This window comes from Bacillus sp. GM2, assembly GCF_056155945.1.
The window spans coordinates 574,137-589,755 of sequence record NZ_JBRKSZ010000008.1 but is presented as its reverse complement, the minus strand read 5'-3'; the positions used below and the strand labels follow the sequence as shown (position 1 = coordinate 589,755).

The 15,619-nt window shown below is 45.6% G+C and carries 15 protein-coding genes and 1 pseudogene; 9 read left to right on the top strand and 7 right to left on the bottom strand.

Going from position 1 to position 15,619, the window contains the following annotated elements:
* Nucleotides 1-62 precede the first annotated feature (62 nt).
* Both ACVC9U_RS17620 and ACVC9U_RS17615 read left to right on the top strand, forming a co-directional pair.
* Nucleotides 63-491, top strand: coding sequence for a MarR family winged helix-turn-helix transcriptional regulator (locus ACVC9U_RS17620; RefSeq protein ID WP_003178790.1), 429 nt, complete (start codon nucleotides 63-65; stop codon nucleotides 489-491).
* The gene (locus ACVC9U_RS17615; RefSeq protein ID WP_003178792.1) at nucleotides 482-823 is read left to right on the top strand and encodes a DUF3147 family protein; all 342 of its coding nucleotides are present in this window, start codon (nucleotides 482-484) and stop codon (nucleotides 821-823) included. The genes ACVC9U_RS17620 and ACVC9U_RS17615 overlap by 10 nt, the downstream gene beginning before the upstream one ends.
* 103 nt (nucleotides 824-926) lie before the next feature.
* Here the strand turns inward: ACVC9U_RS17615 and ACVC9U_RS17610 are convergent, their stop codons facing one another.
* The 3 genes from ACVC9U_RS17610 to ACVC9U_RS17600 form a co-directional block, all read right to left on the bottom strand.
* Nucleotides 927-1,487, bottom strand: a complete 561-nt coding sequence (locus tag ACVC9U_RS17610) for a hypothetical protein (RefSeq protein WP_003178794.1) — start codon at nucleotides 1,485-1,487, stop codon at nucleotides 927-929.
* A 302-nt stretch (nucleotides 1,488-1,789) separates the two neighbouring features.
* Nucleotides 1,790-2,473, bottom strand: coding sequence for an amino acid ABC transporter permease (locus ACVC9U_RS17605; protein WP_003178799.1), 684 nt, complete (start codon nucleotides 2,471-2,473; stop codon nucleotides 1,790-1,792).
* An 11-nt stretch (nucleotides 2,474-2,484) separates the two neighbouring features.
* Entirely contained in the window at nucleotides 2,485-3,360 is an 876-nt protein-coding gene (locus ACVC9U_RS17600) for a transporter substrate-binding domain-containing protein (RefSeq protein ID WP_003178801.1), read from the bottom strand.
* 183 nt (nucleotides 3,361-3,543) lie between these two features.
* On the opposite strand from ACVC9U_RS17600, the gene ACVC9U_RS17595 reads away from it, so the two are divergent.
* The 3 genes from ACVC9U_RS17595 to ACVC9U_RS17585 all read left to right on the top strand — a co-directional run bounded on the left by ACVC9U_RS17595 (nucleotide 3,544) and on the right by ACVC9U_RS17585 (nucleotide 6,423).
* Nucleotides 3,544-4,095: an NAD(P)H-dependent oxidoreductase gene (locus ACVC9U_RS17595; RefSeq protein WP_003178803.1), complete on the top strand. Its 552-nt coding sequence runs from the start codon at nucleotides 3,544-3,546 to the stop codon at nucleotides 4,093-4,095.
* Nucleotides 4,096-4,191: 96 nt separating this feature from the next.
* The gene (locus ACVC9U_RS17590) at nucleotides 4,192-4,917 is read left to right on the top strand and encodes an AAA family ATPase (RefSeq protein ID WP_003178804.1); all 726 of its coding nucleotides are present in this window, start codon (nucleotides 4,192-4,194) and stop codon (nucleotides 4,915-4,917) included.
* 69 nt (nucleotides 4,918-4,986) lie between these two features.
* Nucleotides 4,987-6,423, top strand: a complete 1,437-nt coding sequence (locus ACVC9U_RS17585) for a glycoside hydrolase family 1 protein (protein ID WP_003178806.1) — start codon at nucleotides 4,987-4,989, stop codon at nucleotides 6,421-6,423.
* A 38-nt stretch (nucleotides 6,424-6,461) separates the two neighbouring features.
* Here ACVC9U_RS17585 and ACVC9U_RS17580 read toward each other — a convergent pair whose 3' ends face one another.
* Together ACVC9U_RS17580 and ACVC9U_RS17575 are read right to left on the bottom strand one after the other, a co-directional pair.
* Nucleotides 6,462-6,860 (bottom strand): competence protein ComJ, encoded by a 399-nt coding sequence (locus ACVC9U_RS17580; RefSeq protein ID WP_003178808.1) that lies wholly within the window; start codon nucleotides 6,858-6,860, stop codon nucleotides 6,462-6,464.
* 17 nt (nucleotides 6,861-6,877) lie between these two features.
* Nucleotides 6,878-7,324, bottom strand: a complete 447-nt coding sequence (locus tag ACVC9U_RS17575) for a NucA/NucB deoxyribonuclease domain-containing protein (RefSeq protein ID WP_009330244.1) — start codon at nucleotides 7,322-7,324, stop codon at nucleotides 6,878-6,880.
* Nucleotides 7,325-7,589: 265 nt separating this feature from the next.
* Between ACVC9U_RS17575 and ACVC9U_RS17570 the strand changes: the two genes are divergently transcribed.
* Complete coding sequence (locus ACVC9U_RS17570) at nucleotides 7,590-7,793, top strand: hypothetical protein (RefSeq protein ID WP_003178812.1); 204 nt, start codon at nucleotides 7,590-7,592, stop codon at nucleotides 7,791-7,793.
* 5 nt (nucleotides 7,794-7,798) lie between these two features.
* On the top strand, nucleotides 7,799-8,602 hold the full coding sequence (locus ACVC9U_RS17565) for a serine/threonine protein kinase (RefSeq protein ID WP_009330243.1): 804 nt from the start codon (nucleotides 7,799-7,801) through the stop codon (nucleotides 8,600-8,602).
* A 19-nt stretch (nucleotides 8,603-8,621) separates the two neighbouring features.
* Here ACVC9U_RS17565 and ACVC9U_RS17560 read toward each other — a convergent pair.
* Nucleotides 8,622-10,306: pseudogene (locus ACVC9U_RS17560) on the bottom strand (methyl-accepting chemotaxis protein).
* Nucleotides 10,307-10,421: 115 nt separating this feature from the next.
* Nucleotides 10,422-11,162, bottom strand: coding sequence for a ribonuclease YeeF family protein (locus ACVC9U_RS17555; RefSeq protein ID WP_441391351.1), 741 nt, complete (start codon nucleotides 11,160-11,162; stop codon nucleotides 10,422-10,424).
* A 403-nt stretch (nucleotides 11,163-11,565) separates the two neighbouring features.
* On the opposite strand from ACVC9U_RS17555, the gene ACVC9U_RS17550 reads away from it, so the two are divergent.
* Nucleotides 11,566-13,620: a hydantoinase/oxoprolinase family protein gene (locus ACVC9U_RS17550; protein WP_016886075.1), complete on the top strand. Its 2,055-nt coding sequence runs from the start codon at nucleotides 11,566-11,568 to the stop codon at nucleotides 13,618-13,620.
* Between the two features lie 2 nt (nucleotides 13,621-13,622).
* Nucleotides 13,623-15,617 (top strand): hydantoinase B/oxoprolinase family protein, encoded by a 1,995-nt coding sequence (locus ACVC9U_RS17545; protein WP_441391350.1) that lies wholly within the window; start codon nucleotides 13,623-13,625, stop codon nucleotides 15,615-15,617.
* The last annotated feature ends 2 nt before the right edge of the window (nucleotides 15,618-15,619 follow it).

Genomic DNA, 15,619 nt, shown 5'->3' with positions numbered 1-15,619 from the left:
GGGTTTTTTTTATGTCTTGATTTAAGAATATATCGTATTATAAGATGTAATTAGAGAGGGTGATGAAAGTGAATACGGAACAAACCATAGAAGTGATGAATCAGAACTGGACGGATATTTACTACCATCTGCACATGAAACATGATGATCAATTGTCTCACCAAGCGGTTCGGATGCTTCAGCATATCGAAAAAAACCGCTTTGTGACCATTGGCCATTTAGCAAGATTGTTGGATGTCTCTCATAATACGGCATCAGAACATGTGAAAAGACTAATACAAAAAGGGCTTGTACAGAAAAACAGGGACAGCAGCGATGAACGCAAAGTCTACGTCACGTTAACGCCTGAAGGTGAAGAAGCAGTGAAACGGCATACGAGACTTAATCCGAAAAAACTGCAAAAGGTGCTGGAGCAATTAAATGAGGAAGAAGTCGAAATGGTTAAAACAGCATTTTCCTTGTTAAGCCGGGAGGCAAAATCATGTTTTTAATAGTAAAAATCGGGGTTTCTGCAATATTGATTGCCATTATAACCGAGATTGCACGAAAATCGCCTGAAATGGGCGGAATGATTGCGGCTTTGCCGCTTGTCAGTCTGCTGAGTTTATTTTGGCTGAGTGTACAAGGGGAATCTTTAAAGCATTTAAGCCAATTTGCGAAAGGCGTGCTATGGGGGTTTCCAGCCACAGCGGTTCTTCTTTTGATCGTGGTTTTGAGTTTAAAAGCATCATTCCCGGTTATCATTTCTGTTGTATTTGGAATATGCGGATGGGGCGGGTGTTTAATGCTGCAAAAGGCTCTCATCCATGCAATATTCGGGTGAAAGGCGGGTTGTCCTTTGGTATAAGGAGCTGCCTGTGCTGCCGCACAAGCAGCCTAAGAAGGTCCGGCGGGGGGATGGAACGGAATAACATTCCGGTCCGAGTCTACCACGTATAAAGCCTGGAGTAGTAAATCATCCTCGCCGGAAAAGGAGCGTCCCGGTATGCTCCGTCCGGCGGGATGGATGTCGACAGAAATCGGAAATAATTGCTCCCGAGTATTTTTAAGTTTATCGGATAAGTCTGGACGGTTTCAGGAGCGAGTTCGTAGGAGAATGCTTGAGCTTTAGTTTGACTGATCATGAACTCTTGATATTCTCCATTTTGAAAGTAATATAAATAGCCCTTTAAACGATGCGCTTCCTGGTTGACCAAAGAGATATACAGACCTTCTCGGCCGGATTTTTCAACGGGGTTTCCTGCTTTGTCAGACAGGTAAATCAATCCCGTTTGAGATGCGCTTCCGCTGTATATTTGACAGTTAACGGGTTCAATATAAGCAGGGTGTGCCGGCAGCCGGTCAGGATGCGGAGCATGTGAAATCAATTCAAAATAGTAGGGCGCTACATAGTCGGCATCCCGATTCCATTTGCAATCGCACTCAGCCTTTGGATCGAACATGAAGGTCTGGGTGATGATATAAACGATATGTCTGCCCGCGGGCACATGCTGGAGCCTGATGTTGATTTCCTTGGACGAATGAGCGGGAACGATGAATGGAAAGGTTTGCGAGGGCCGGTCATTTCCTTCAAAGAAGACGGATATATGAATTCGGTCTTCCTCATTCGCATGGTTGCAGTAGACGTATGAGGCTTGGAAATGGCCAGATGAATCGGTTTGATAGCTTACTTTGTTTCTGTCGATCGTATAAAGGTTTTCTGCGTGAAAATGAGTTGATCTGAGGAAATGAATAATACCGCCTCCGTTTCACAGTATAGTAAGCCGCCGGAGTACCCGGCAGCTTCATATTATTTTTTGATATAAACCTCTGTCCGCTTTTCCAGGAAATCCTGGAGCAAAGCGATCCCCGAGCAAATGGCCCAGTAAATCAAGGCAACTAAAATGTACATCGTCATATAGTCGAATTCCCGTCCGCCGACGATTTTTGCCTGCTGAAACAATTCAGGCACGGTGATCATGGCGGCCAGGGAAGACGCTTTAACGAGATCAAGCATCACGTTCGCAAGAGGCGGGAGCGCAATCCTAACCGATTGAGGGACAATCACGTGGCGCATCGTCTGCCAGTAGGAGAATCCGACCGATTTTGCAGCGTCCCACTGCCCTCTGTCAACGGACGACAGGGCCGAGCGGATAATCTCGGCAATGTATGCGGCGCTGTTGATGCTGAAGCCGATTAAGGCAGCAGCCAAAGCCGTAAATTGGATTCCGATATAAGGAAAACCGAAATAAAGGATAAATAGTATGACAAGGATCGGAACGCCTCTCATAAACGAGATATAGATTCTTGCCGGCCAACGAAGCAAAGCGAGCCCGGACATGCGCCCAAGCGCGATGAAAAAACCGAGAATTAAACCGGCAAACATGCTCGCAAAAGAAATGAAAAGCGTATTCCATATGCCTTGCATCACATAAGGAAACGATTTCGCAGCCAATTCTGCATTAAAAATATACTCCCATTGAATAGAGCCCAATTTAAATCCCTCTATTTATTCACATCGACATCGATATAGTCGATATCCTGCTTTTTCGAAACATCGGCACCGCCGAAAAACTTTTTCGAAATCTTTTTGATTGTGCCGTCCTTCAGCATTTCATCAATCGTTTTGTCGAATTGTTTTTTAAGTTCAGTGTTTCCTTTTTTCATGATCATGCCTTGCTGATGCGGATAGTATTTAAGATCGGGATGAATTGTCAGATCCAGATCAGGCATTGCGGCGAGCGCGAGCTTTTGAAGGTAGTAGTCGTTTAAGATGACGTCGGTTCTTCCATTCGCTACATCCTTTAAAAATTGATCATTTGTCGCGTTGTCGTAAATGACTTCCTCTGCTCCGTATTTGCGTGCGATATCCATGTAAACTGTCGTAGCTGCACCAGCGGCTTTCTTTCCTTTTAAGTCCTCAAGCGTGTGGATGCCTGATAAGTCTTTTTTGCGGACGATAGCCGTTCCGAATGAATATTTATAAGGCGTAGAGAACAAAAACTTTTCTTTGCGGTCGTCTGTCATCGTAATATCGTTGGCGGCAGCGTCTACTTGTCCGCTCCCCACCGCAGTCAGCATGCCGTCAAAGCCCATTTCTTTAAATTCGACATCCAGGTCGAGCCGTTCAGCCGCTTCACGGATGACTTCAACTTCGTAGCCGGTCAGCTTGTCCTTGCCGGAATCAGTGTCATGATATGAAGTGGGGTAAAGGGTTCCTGAAGTCGCTACCACGATCTTCCCTTTTTCCTTTATCTCATCCCAGGCCGTTTTTTTGTTTTCAGCCTTATTTTGAGCTGTGCTGCATGCAGCTGTTATAAGAGCAAGCGCCAACACAGTTATCAACAATGTAATGCGCTTATACGTATGCAATTTATTCACTTAAAACAATCCTCCTATTCCTTTAGTCAAGTAAACCATAGCACTGAAGTAGGGATTAGGCAATAAGATAATTAGTATTGGGAAAAAATAAAATGATTGATTGTGCAACCTGCTTTACTTTTTAAGGTGAAAGATGGAATCATAAAGGTATTGGCAAATTGAAACATAAGGAGGATAAGAAAGATGAAAAATATTTTAATCATCAACGGGCATGAAGCCTATCCCCATGCAAGAGGACAGCTCAATCACACTATTTTTACAGCGATGGCGGACAAGCTGAGCGAAAAATATGAAGTGAAAAAAACAGTGGTGGCAGACGGCTATCAAATCCCGGAGGAACACGAGAAATTCAAGTGGGCTGATGCCGTTATTTATCAGACGCCTGTTTACTGGTTCAGCGTTCCTGCTTTATTTAAAAAATATATTGATGAAATTTATGAGTACGGGCTTTTTTATCAAGGGTCTGAAGACTACGGAAGAGGCGGACTGTTTACCGATAAAAAGTATATGTTTTCAACCACATGGAACGCGCCGAAGGATGTATTCTCCAAGGCGGGGACATTCTTCGAAGGTAAAAGCCTTGATGAAGCGCTGTTTCATTTGCACAAAATGCAGGAATTCATCGGCATGAAGCCTTTAAAAACATTCTCTGTCCATGATGTAATCAGCAATCCGCAAGTGGATCAATATTTAGCTGATCTGGACGCCCATTTAAAAGAAGTATTTTCGATTTAAGTAAAGAGGTTTGTGCACAAGCGCAGACCTCTTTTTTTCGTTACCCTCCAAGAAAACGTGATACAGTTGAGTAAAAGCAAAGCAGGGGGTGTCCGCATGTTTTTAAAAAAGCTGACTTTACTTCGGGAAGGAGTTCCTTCTTATGCAAAATATCCATTTTCAATTCCTGCTATTCAACATTTAAAAGAACTGACGTTTCAAAAAAACGTAACATTTTTTGTCGGGGAAAACGGATCGGGCAAATCGACGCTGCTTGAAGCAATCGCAGATAAATGCGAATTTAACACAGCCGGCGGGGGAAGAAATAACACATATGAAGTGTACGGCTCCGGATCGGCTCTTGGAGACTATATCAGATTGTCGTGGCTTCCCAAAGTAACAAACGGCTTTTTTCTGCGCGCTGAATCTTTCTATCATTTTGCCACTCATATTGATGAAGTGGATATCACGGGATTTCGAAGCTACGGAGGCAGATCTCTTCACGAGCAGTCGCACGGCGAATCTTTTTTATCGCTTTTCAAGCATCGTTTTAAAGAAAAGGGGATTTATCTTCTAGATGAGCCTGAAGCGGCCTTATCTCCGGCAAGACAGCTGGCATTCTTGAAAATCATTCATGATTTGACGAAATCCAGCCAGGCTCAGTTTATCATCGCTTCCCACTCCCCCATTTTATTAGGGTATCCGGAAGCCGAAATCTTTAGTTTTGATGGTGAACAAATCGCTGAAGTGAACTATGAGGATACGGATCATTACACTTTAACCAAGTATTTTCTTCAGCACCGGGAAAAGCTTTTGGCGGAGCTGTTTTTAGATGACGTTTGATCTGAAACGCGTTTCATAGGATATGATAAGGAGCATCCGGATCAAAATATGAAACAGGAGTTGAGCTATATGATTCATCAGCGACTACGCCCATTTCCAGATCATTTCCTATGGGGATCAGCATCTGCAGCCTACCAGATCGAAGGAGCCTGGAATGAAGACGGCAAGGGGCTTTCGGTTTGGGATGTGTTCACAAAGATTCCCGGAAAAACGTTTAAAGGAAGCAATGGAGACATTGCGGTCGACCATTACCACCGTTTTAAAGAAGATGTTGCTTTAATGGCTGAGATGGGGTTAAAAGCATACCGCTTTTCAGTCAGCTGGCCGAGGATTTTTCCGCAGGGCAGGGGAGAAGCCAATGAAGCGGGTTTGAGATTTTACGATGACTTGATTAATGAGCTCCTTGCTCATGATATTGAACCTGTTTTGACGCTTTATCATTGGGATCTTCCCCAGGCTTTAATGGATGAATACGGCGGCTTTGAATCCAGAAGAATTATAGAGGATTTCAATGCGTATTGCGTTACGCTCTATAAGCGGTATGGAGGCAGGGTTAAATATTGGGTGTCCCTTAACGAGCAAAATTACAACTTTAATCACGGCTTTATCACAGCGATGCATCCCCCGGGTGTGAAGGATAGAAAACGCTTCTATGAGGCTAACCATATTGCATTTCTAGCGAATGCAAAGGCAATCGATTCTTTTCGCCGGTATGTTCCCGATGGAAAAATCGGACCGAGTTTTGCTTATTCGCCTGCATATCCCCTCTCCAGCCGTCCGGATGATATCCTCGCCTTCGAGAATGCCGAGGAATTTACAAACTATTGGTGGCTTGATATGTACTGCCGGGGAACATATCCGGACATCCCTTTAAAGTATCTGAAGGAAAAAGGCTGGGCGCCGACAATTGAAGATGGGGATATGGAGCTTTTAGCAAAAGGAAAACCCGATTTTGTCGGTGTGAATTATTATCAAACCATCACATATGAAATGAATCCTCTTGACGGGGTATCGGAAGGAAAGATGAATACGACCGGCCAAAAGGGAAGCAATCAGGAAACAGGCATGCCGGGTTTATACAAAACAAAAAGGAACCCTCATCTTGAGACATCGAATTGGGATTGGGCCATTGACCCGATCGGTCTAAGAATCGGACTTCGCAGGATTTCCAGCCGCTATGGGCTTCCGCTTTTCATAACGGAAAACGGGCTGGGGGAATTCGATAAGGTTGAAAATGACGGCACGATTCATGATGACTACAGAATTGCCTACTTGCGTGCGCACCTTGAACAATGCAGACAGGCTTTAAACGACGGAGTCGATTTAATCGGCTACTGCAGCTGGTCATTTACAGATTTATTGAGCTGGCTGAACGGCTACCAGAAAAGATACGGTTTCGTTTATATTAACCGTGATGAAGAGAATGTAAAGGACTTGAAGAGAATTAAAAAAGACAGCTTTTACTGGTACCAAAACGTCATTCAGACAAACGGGGAAGAGCTTTAGGAGGGGCGCCGGATGAAACCGGCGCCTTTATCCGTTGTTCAAGCCTGTTTAAAATCGAGAAGATAGGTGATCTGTGCAGTGCCGCTGTGATCAGGCATTATTGTATAGCATGTCAGCTGATAGGCGCCTTGCGGAATATCGCATGTCAATTTCTTGGATAGGACGCTTGCAATTTCTACCCCGTCATAAAGCACTTCGAAAGGAACGGTGACGCGCCTGTTGAAGGAGGGCACCTGTTTTTGGGCATTCAAACGGACTTCTACTGAAGATGCCGTGTTTTCGAGAGCTTCAAACGAGACCGCGTGCTCTCCCGTTGTATATCCTCTTTTAATATCCTCGTCTGTCCAATCCATAACGGGCGGCTTTCCGCCTTTCTGATAAACGGTAAACTGATGGTATGACATCGTCATTTCTTGTGCTTCCCACTTTTTGATCAAAGACCGTACCCCCAGTGTTAATTAATCTTGAAAAGTACTTTCGTCCCGTCCGGATAATCGCTTACCTGATTGCCCACCCAAGATCCTGCTCCACGGTTATCAGACGGGCTGATATACTCGACAGAAGCACCTGTTCCGCCTTCTTCGCACATGGCCATCGGCCACTCGTCGCGGTCATAGCCTGATTTGGAAGGAACATCTTTCAATGAATCCTTTCGGCGTTCGGCGGCTCCGTCCCTGTCGATCGTACAGATTTCGGAGTGCCCTTTTTTGATAGCCTTTCGAATGTGTGCGCCTGTTTCAGGATAGCGGTCCGAAGGAAAAATCAGCACTTCATCGTAGTTTGAGCCGTTTTGCCGGCCCGAAGGCTGGTGTTCTGAAGTGAAAAAGTCGCCAGATACAATACCGATGATCACGACGGCGACGGCGAGCAAGGTGATCAGCAAAGATTTAATCTTGTCCATTCTTGTTGTCCTGCTTTCTTATGTTAAATCATTCGGCCGCAGTGGACCGGAAGTAAATACAACTTTATTATCGTAAAAATGATTTGAGAAATAAAGGGGAGATTAATAAGTTTTTCCTCTTGAAATGCTGAGTTTCCGTCTATCAAATCGCTTTTTTTAAAATTTTGCCGGTCGTTTAGAAAGTTTTAGAGGTTCAAAATTTAAATTTTTCATATGAAAGAAAAACTTTCAGGCCCCCTTTATCAAGCCTTTCTGCGCGAATGATATGAAATACAAGACAGAAAAGGAGCTGATCGAGTTGCTTCGCAAGCTATTGAAGGCACTTCAAAACGGCAAAAACCGACGATACAGCAGCAGCGATTACGGACGGAAATCATACAAAAAGTACAGCAGCAGCGATTATAAAAGAAAAGGGTACGGTCATCGCCATTACAAAAGAAAGCACAAGAAATTTTTCGGCAGCAGCTAAATCACGTGAAAACATTGATAAGATGGCTGTTTGACCGCCCGCTCAAAAAAGGAACCGTCTTGGAGGGGAGATATCGAATCAACCGTGTGCTCGGGATGGGCAACTACGGCATCACATATCTTGCCGAAGAACTTGGAAGATCCGGTTTCCGCGTCATCAAGCAGCAGAGAAAAACAAAAGCATGGACATCAGCCGGCCGGCGGTCTTTCAACCGCGAGGCTGAAATTTTGCGGGAATTGGATCTGCCTGCCGCGCCCCGTCTATATGAGGTGCTTCGAGCGGCCGGCGAGCGGTTTATCGTAATGGAGTATATTGAAGGAAAAACGTTTGAAGATTTGCTCTTTTATGATGGGCGTGTCTTTGATGAACAGCAAACGATCAGCATATTGAAGGAGGTGCTTCACAGCGTTTCACTTCTTCACAGCCGGGGGATTATTCACCGGGACTTGAGGATCCCAAATTTGATTGTGAATCGAGGAACGATCCGCATCATAGATTTCGGACTGGCATGCCGCCTGACTGAGAGAGAACGCGTTGATAACCGGCACCCGGAAAAAAAGCTGATGCGTGCAGTTTCAGTCAAAAGTGACTTTTATGCGTTAGGGCATTTTGCATTGTTTCTCCTGTACTCCGGTTTTACCCCGTCCGACGAGGAAGAAAAATGCTGGGAAGAAGAGCTCAGCATATCGTCTGGGCTTAAATCTGTTCTGCGGAAGATGCTGCAGATTGATCTCCCGTATGAGCGTGCAGAAGACATTATCGGCGATTTGATTTCCTGTACGGCGGAAAAGAAGAAGCTGCCGTTTTAACGGCAGCCCTTTTTCCCTGCTATTTCATTTTGACTTCACCGATGAGCTGATGCAAATCTTCAGCCAGTTTGGAGAGTTCATTTGCAGAGGCGGTGACTTCTTCCATAGCCGCAAACTGCTCTTCTGTCAGACCTGCGACTTGTTGTGAATAATCAGATGTTTCGTGAACTTCTTTTGAGATTGCTGTAAATGATGTTGTGATGTTTTGAATGCTTTGCGATATATGCCGGGCGTCGGAAGACAAGTCGGAAATTCTTACGCTGAACTCTTCCATTAAGCCGTCAATAGATTCAAATGTCCTTTTGTTCTTTTCGATCATTTTGACGCCGTTGACCGCTTCCGTTTTCACTGTCATGATTGAATCGGTTGTGGTTGCGATTTCTGATTGAATCCCTGAAATGAGGTGGGAGATCTGATTGGCTGATTGCTGCGACTGTTCGGCAAGACGGCGAACTTCTTCCGCAACGACGGCGAATCCTTTTCCGTGTTCTCCTGCTCTTGCAGCTTCTATTGAAGCGTTCAAAGCGAGCAGGTTGGTTTGATCGGCAATCTCCGTGATCGCTTTTGAAATGCTGCCGATTTCATATGATCTTGTATTTTAAGCATTTCAATGATTTCTCCGCTTTCATGGACCGATTGATGCATCGTGTGAATTTGCCGCATCGTTTCGGAGATATCTTTTGCCCCCTGTTTTGCTTTTTTGCGGGCGTATTGGCTCTTTTCATTCAGGATCGCAGCGTTTTCTGATATGTTTTGAATATCGGCGGAAACTTGTTCAACGGCTTGTTTGCTGCCTGCTATCCCCGATGTCTGCATTTCCGATGAACTTGCGATATGCTGGACGGCTTCGGTGATTTTCTCAGAAGCGAGGCTTGTTTCTTCAGCTCCAGATGTCAGCTGATCAGAAGCGGCAGCTACACTGTGCGACGACTGTGAAATTTTTTGCATCAGCCGGTTTAGGCTGTCATTCATTTGATTGAAATGATGTGACAAGTCGCCCAGTTCATCTGTCGAATCATCCTGGATCTCGGTTGTCAAATTGCCGCTGCCCGCCTGTTCAAAAGCATGAGTCAGCATTCTGAGCCTTCCGCCTATCCTTTTGGTGAAAATGAGGACAAGCAAAATGGAGATGATGATTGAAGCAGTCAGAACGATAGCAAAAATTTTCAGGAACGATTGAAGAGTGCTTGTGATCATATCCTGGTCGGCCCCTGTATAAAAGATGCCGATAACTTCACCGCTCTTGTCTTTGATCGGCATATATGCCGTTTGATATGTTTTTCCCGCTACATCTGCTTTTCCATAAAAGTTTTTTCCTTCTTTTAAAACCGCATTTGCTACCTCCGAAGACACTTTCGTTCCGACAGCGCGTTTTCCGTCTACCGTCACATTTGTAGATACGCGCGTGTCATATTGAAAGATGGTGACAGTGTCTTTCGTATCATTGCCGATTTGGTCGACGAGTTCTTCATTTCCGTTGATAAGGGTCGAACCTTTGTAGAGCCTGTCTTCTTTGACTTCCCAATCACCTTCAAGAGATTCATTCAAATAACGGTAGCTCAATTTCAAATCGCTTTTGGCTTTCTCTGTCGCCATCTGTTCTAACTCTTTTGAAAGCTCTTTGATAATGAAAATCCCGAGTGCTGACGAAAAGATCAGAATAACGGCTAACACGAGAAGATTAATTTTCGTCCCCAATTTCAGCTTAAATCGCTTTCATGTTTCACCTGTATACAATATCGGTTAAAACGGAGGCGTGTTGACAAAATGAAAAAGAAAACCCCGCTTGTGAAAACGGGGTTTTGGACAATCTGAAAGCCTAAAGTTCCTCTGCTTTTTCGGCTTTTCCTGTTTCATACTGTTTTTGTTTATTTGCGATGTAGCTTCTTGCCTCTTGATGCATGCGATGTTTCATTTTATAGACTTCACTGTTTTGATAGATATGTGAATTGTAGTTTAACGGAGACGCATTTTTCCCTTTTCCTGTTGCGTCGATTAAGGCGGAATAGTCGGTCTGGATCATTTGCTGAATATGTTCAGAGGCCGAGTATTCTCTTTTGAGCAGTCTATCAAGATCTTCGACAGCCTTGATTGTGTCTTTTCTGTTTTGGTTTGCAGCGTCAAGCTGCTGTTTGATTTCATCGGATGAGAACGGCTGTAGCGATATTAAATCATCTATCTGTCCTAAAATATTCGACAGCTCTTGCTGCTGTGCGGAGACCATGTTTTGAGAGTGAATGTGGACATTTGCAAGCTCCTGTTCAAGAAATTGAACATCAACGAACGTATCCTCTGAAAGTCCGGCATTTTCGGCAGCAGAAGATACACCATTCAGAAACTGAATCTGCATATCGGTTAAATCCAGCCAGCCGTCTACGACTCCTGATAGGTCTCTGTAAAACGCTTTAATGGCATCGGCGCCTTTTCCTTGAAACTCATCAAGTTCTGCGACGCTGTTTAACGCTTTTTTTAAGCTGACGAGCTGTTCTCTCAAATTTTTATATTCATCAGATCTTTGCTTCATAGCTGAAATTAGGGTTTCCGCTTCGTAGACTTTCATTGGAAATCTGCCCTTCCTGCGACTTATATAGTACAGAGTGTACCACTTTGCCACAGGGAATTGGGCAATAAATCCTGAATATCCATGAAAATGAATCTTTATGATCAAATCTGCGAGACGTTTAGGTTTTTTGTCGCAACAGATGATCTTTGCTTTAGTAGTTAATTAGTCCTCTTTATGACAGGAATGTGTCGATGGACCGAAGAAAAGCTGAACACCAAAAATGTGAAATACTGTGAACAACACAATTGAAAATGTGATTTTATGGTATCTTAAAATAAAATATTAAACAAAAAAGACTTGGAATATTGTAATTAAACATAATTGACTACTTTCTCATGCTTGATTAGTATGATAGTAAAATATTTTAAAAAAAGGATATTTTTAAAAGGGGAGATCGGGATTGAATGAAGAAGGTTACCGGCTTGGAATTGATATTGGAGGAACTTTTACCGATCTTACATTGTTAAATCCGGCGGACGGAAGCATGACCGCAGTTAAAACGCCGACCGTTCCCGAAGATCCGGCCCGAGGAATCATCAACGGCTTGGCTCTCTTGAAAACTCGGGGTGTCCAGCCTTCAGAAATTCATCACTTTGTACACGGCATGACAATCGGTTTGAACACATTATTACAACGCAAAGGGGCTGATATTGCTTTATTCGTAACCGAAGGTTTCCGTGATATTCTTTCGCTTCAGCGTCTCCGGCTTCCGGTACCCTACGATTTTAGATCTAGAATGCCGGAGCCCCTCATTCCTCGGAAAAACGTGTTTCCCATTCAAGAAAGAATGCTTTATGACGGCTCTGAAAAGCTGCCGCTTCATATGGAAGATATCGATGAGGCGGTTGGACAAGCTTTAAGAAAAGGCTTAAAAGGAATCGTTGTTTCTTTTTTGCACAGCTATCGGAATCCGCTCCATGAACGCCAGGCTGCCGAACGGATCAGGCAAATAGCGCCCGAGCTTGAGGTGGCAACGTCTGCGGAGCTTTGGCCGCAAATGAGAGAATACGAACGAACGGTTATGTCCGTCGCAAATCTATACATCAAACCGAATATCCATCACTACTTTGGAACGCTGAAAGAGAGGCTTGTCCAGGAAGGAATATCGGCGCAGCCGTTTATCACCCAGTCCAACGGAGGACTGATGGACATTGAATCGGCTGCCGAGGCACCTGTCAAAACGCTTTTTTCCGGACCGGCAGCGGGGGTCATAGGATCCATCAGAACGGCGGAAGCCGCCGGCGAGGCCAATATCATCACCTTTGATGTCGGAGGAACCAGCGCAGATATTTCGATTGTTGAAAAAGGAGAGCCGACCTTTACCCAGTCAAATCAAATCTCGGGATTTCCGATTGCGATTCCATCTGTAGCAATGTATTCGATCGGTGCCGGCGGAGGATCGGTGGCATGGATTGACAGCGGCGGTCTCTTGAAAGTAGGGCCGGAGTCAGTTGGCTCTGATCCGGGGCCGGCCTGTTACGGAAAAGGAACAAAGGCCGCACTTACAGATGCGTTTCTTATATGTCATTATTTAAACCCAAACAGGTTTGCAGCAGGAAATATGAAACTGTACCGGGAAAGAGCCGAAAAAGCGCTCCTCCCGGTTGCCGAGTATTTAGGCACAGATGTGGAGCAAGCCGCGGATAAGATGATTCAAGTTGCGCTTGCCAATATGTACACGGAACTAAGCAATGTCATGGAGCAACACGGGTTTGACCCGCGTGAATTCAGCCTTATGGCTTTTGGAGGCGCAGGCCCGGTTACTGCTAATTTTTTGGCTGAGGAAATTCAGGCCAAAAATGTGCTGATCCCGCCGCATCCGGGAACTCTATCGGCTTTGGGCGCACTGACGGCTGATTTTATCTACGATGCTGTATGTTCAAGACAGGTGCTGCTTGAGCAAATAAAAACGGCTGAGTTAAAAGTGGAGTTTATGAGGCTGCAAGAACAGGCGGAAACATGGCTGCGGAAACAACGGGCGGACATGGTGACTGAAGCCTCTCTTCTTTACTTGCTTGATGCCCGTTATAAAGGTCAGGCGTATGAAATTGAGCTCCCTGTTTCACCGGAATGGCTGGAAGGCGAAAGTACGAGTGAAATCGCAGACTCCTTTCATCTCTTACATGGGAAGCAATATGGACACAGCGATGGGAAAGCAAGCATTGAATTGATGAATATGCGCGTCCGCATTATAGGCAAGACGCCGAAACCGCCAGGCGGAAAAGGATGTCAAAGTAATCTGCCCGAAGCTGAACCTGTCAGCCAAAGAAAGATCATCATGAAAGGCGGTACATATCAAGCCTCCGTATACCGCCGTCCAGATTTAAGGAGCGGGCAGAGAATAAATGGGCCGGCCATTGTTGAGCAGGACGATACAACGACGCTGATTTTGCCAAATTGGAGCGGGAAAACCGATCATGCCGGAAATTTGATCATTGAACGGAAGGAGAGCTGACCATGCGCACAGATCCTGCCCGGCTGGAAATGATGAGAAGCTACTTTAACGCGATAGCCGCGGGAATGGGGCACGTTATTGAACGGACGTCCTTTACCACATTTGTAAAAGAATCGGCTGATTTCGCTACTGCGCTTGCGACGCCGGAAGGGGAGTTTTTCGTTTATCCGAAAACGGTCGGCGTCACGATTTTTTTAGGGCTTTCATTAAAACGGGTCATCGAAGAAAGCGGCCCATTTGAACCGGGAGATATTATCCTCACAAACGATCCTTATACAACGGACGGATTGGCGACCCACTTGCCTGATATTCATGTGGTGAAGCCGATTTTCTTGGAGGGCGAGATAATCAGTTACGCGTGGTGCTTTGTCCATTGCAGCGATGTCGGCGGCCTTGTCCCGGCAAGCATTTCGCCGACCGCGACAGACATCCATCAGGAAGGCCTGAGAATACCGCCGGCAAGGATTTACAAAAAGGGGAGAGAAAATCGCGATATATTGAAGGTTTTGCGGGCAAACAGCAGGGTTCCCGACTTAAATGAAGGGGATATTCATGCGATGGTGGCCGCGGTCAATACGGCGGAGAATCGATTGACAGAAATGGTCGGAAAGTTTGGAAAAGAAGCGGTCCAACAAGGAATGGATGATTTGCTCGAACAAGCCGCGATGAGAGCCGGACGGGTAATCAGCAGGATTCCGGAAGGTTCATACAGTTTTTCAGATTATCTTGATGACGATATGGTTTCTGACGTTCCGATCCGCTTGGCTGTTACGGCAAACGTCTCGGGAGGGGAGATCACATTGGACTTTTCAGACTGTGATCCTCAGGTGAAGACCGCATTTAACCTTGTCACCAATGGAAGCAAACATTCATTTCTATATCAGGGCCTGATCAACTATATCATAAGTGAAGACCCGTATATTCCGATTAACGGGGGGCTGACACGGCCGATCCAAGTTATCGCTCCAAAGGGTACGCTGGTTCATCCGGAATATCCTGCGGCGGTCGGCATTCGTCATTCGATCACGATGAGACTTTATAATGCTGTAATGGGCGCATTGGCAAAGGCGCTTCCGAAAGCCGTGCCTGCAGCAGGCGCCGGTCAGTCAGCGATTGTCGTACTGTCGGTTCCCGATGAATCAACTGGCAGCAGGAAGATGTCGGTGGTCGAACCGATGGGAGGCGGAGGAGGCGGCCAGCATGACATGGACGGAGCAGATGGAATTGACCATGCCTCCGGATTTTTGAAAAATACGCCGATTGAAAGCCTTGAACAGCACATCGACATCCATGTTCGCCGCTATGAATTGATCAAAAATACAGCCGGAGCCGGTTTTCACAGGGGAGGCCATGCAATCGGGCTGGAGTTTGAAGCGGCGGCACCAGAATCAATTGTGACCGCAAGAGGGATGGAGAGGATGCGTTTTCATCCGTGGGGGCTCGCCGGGGGAACGGCAGGAGCGCTCGGGCGGGTGCGCCTTTATCCTGATCAGCCTCAGGAGAAAACGATGTCGAAGATCGATGTTCTAAAGCTCAATAAAGGGGATGTTATCAGCATTCATTCACCAGGCGGCGGAGGCTGGGGAAATCCCTTCCGCCGGGAAGCTGAATCGATTTTAGGAGAAGTTGAAGCGGGCTTGCTGAGCCCGGAAGCGGCATATCATCAATACGGCGTTGCTGTAAAAGAAAACGGCGCTGGCTCCTTCATTATTGATCTGGAAGAAACAGCTGAAATCAGAAAAAAGAAAGCAGGCGAACATCGGAAACAATGGGATTTCGGAATCGCCAGAGAAGAATACGAACGGTGCTGGACAGAAGAAGCCAGCAGCACATTGGCCCGGCTTCTGCGACAGCTTCCGGCTCATCAAAGGTCACATGTTAAACATTTAGTCCATCGTTATTTCTCAAAAGAACATAACGGTCCGATCAGTAAAAGCGAAGTTGCGGCCGCTGTGGAAAAACTGGCTGGAAAAAATAACACGGGAATGGTGAGATGACA

Coding starts and splice junctions, on each gene's coding strand:
- ACVC9U_RS17620 (WP_003178790.1), top strand. CDS start 63: ATGAAAGTGAATACGGAACAAACCATAGAAGTGATGAATCAGAACTGG.
- ACVC9U_RS17615 (WP_003178792.1), top strand. CDS start 482: ATGTTTTTAATAGTAAAAATCGGGGTTTCTGCAATATTGATTGCCATT.
- ACVC9U_RS17595 (WP_003178803.1), top strand. CDS start 3,544: ATGAAAAATATTTTAATCATCAACGGGCATGAAGCCTATCCCCATGCA.
- ACVC9U_RS17585 (WP_003178806.1), top strand. CDS start 4,987: ATGATTCATCAGCGACTACGCCCATTTCCAGATCATTTCCTATGGGGA.
- ACVC9U_RS17545 (WP_441391350.1), top strand. CDS start 13,623: ATGCGCACAGATCCTGCCCGGCTGGAAATGATGAGAAGCTACTTTAAC.
- ACVC9U_RS17575 (WP_009330244.1), bottom strand. CDS start 7,324: ATGGACAAGATTAAATCTTTGCTGATCACCTTGCTCGCCGTCGCCGTC.
- ACVC9U_RS17590 (WP_003178804.1), top strand. CDS start 4,192: ATGTTTTTAAAAAAGCTGACTTTACTTCGGGAAGGAGTTCCTTCTTAT.
- ACVC9U_RS17555 (WP_441391351.1), bottom strand. CDS start 11,162: ATGAAAGTCTACGAAGCGGAAACCCTAATTTCAGCTATGAAGCAAAGA.
- ACVC9U_RS17570 (WP_003178812.1), top strand. CDS start 7,590: ATGAAATACAAGACAGAAAAGGAGCTGATCGAGTTGCTTCGCAAGCTA.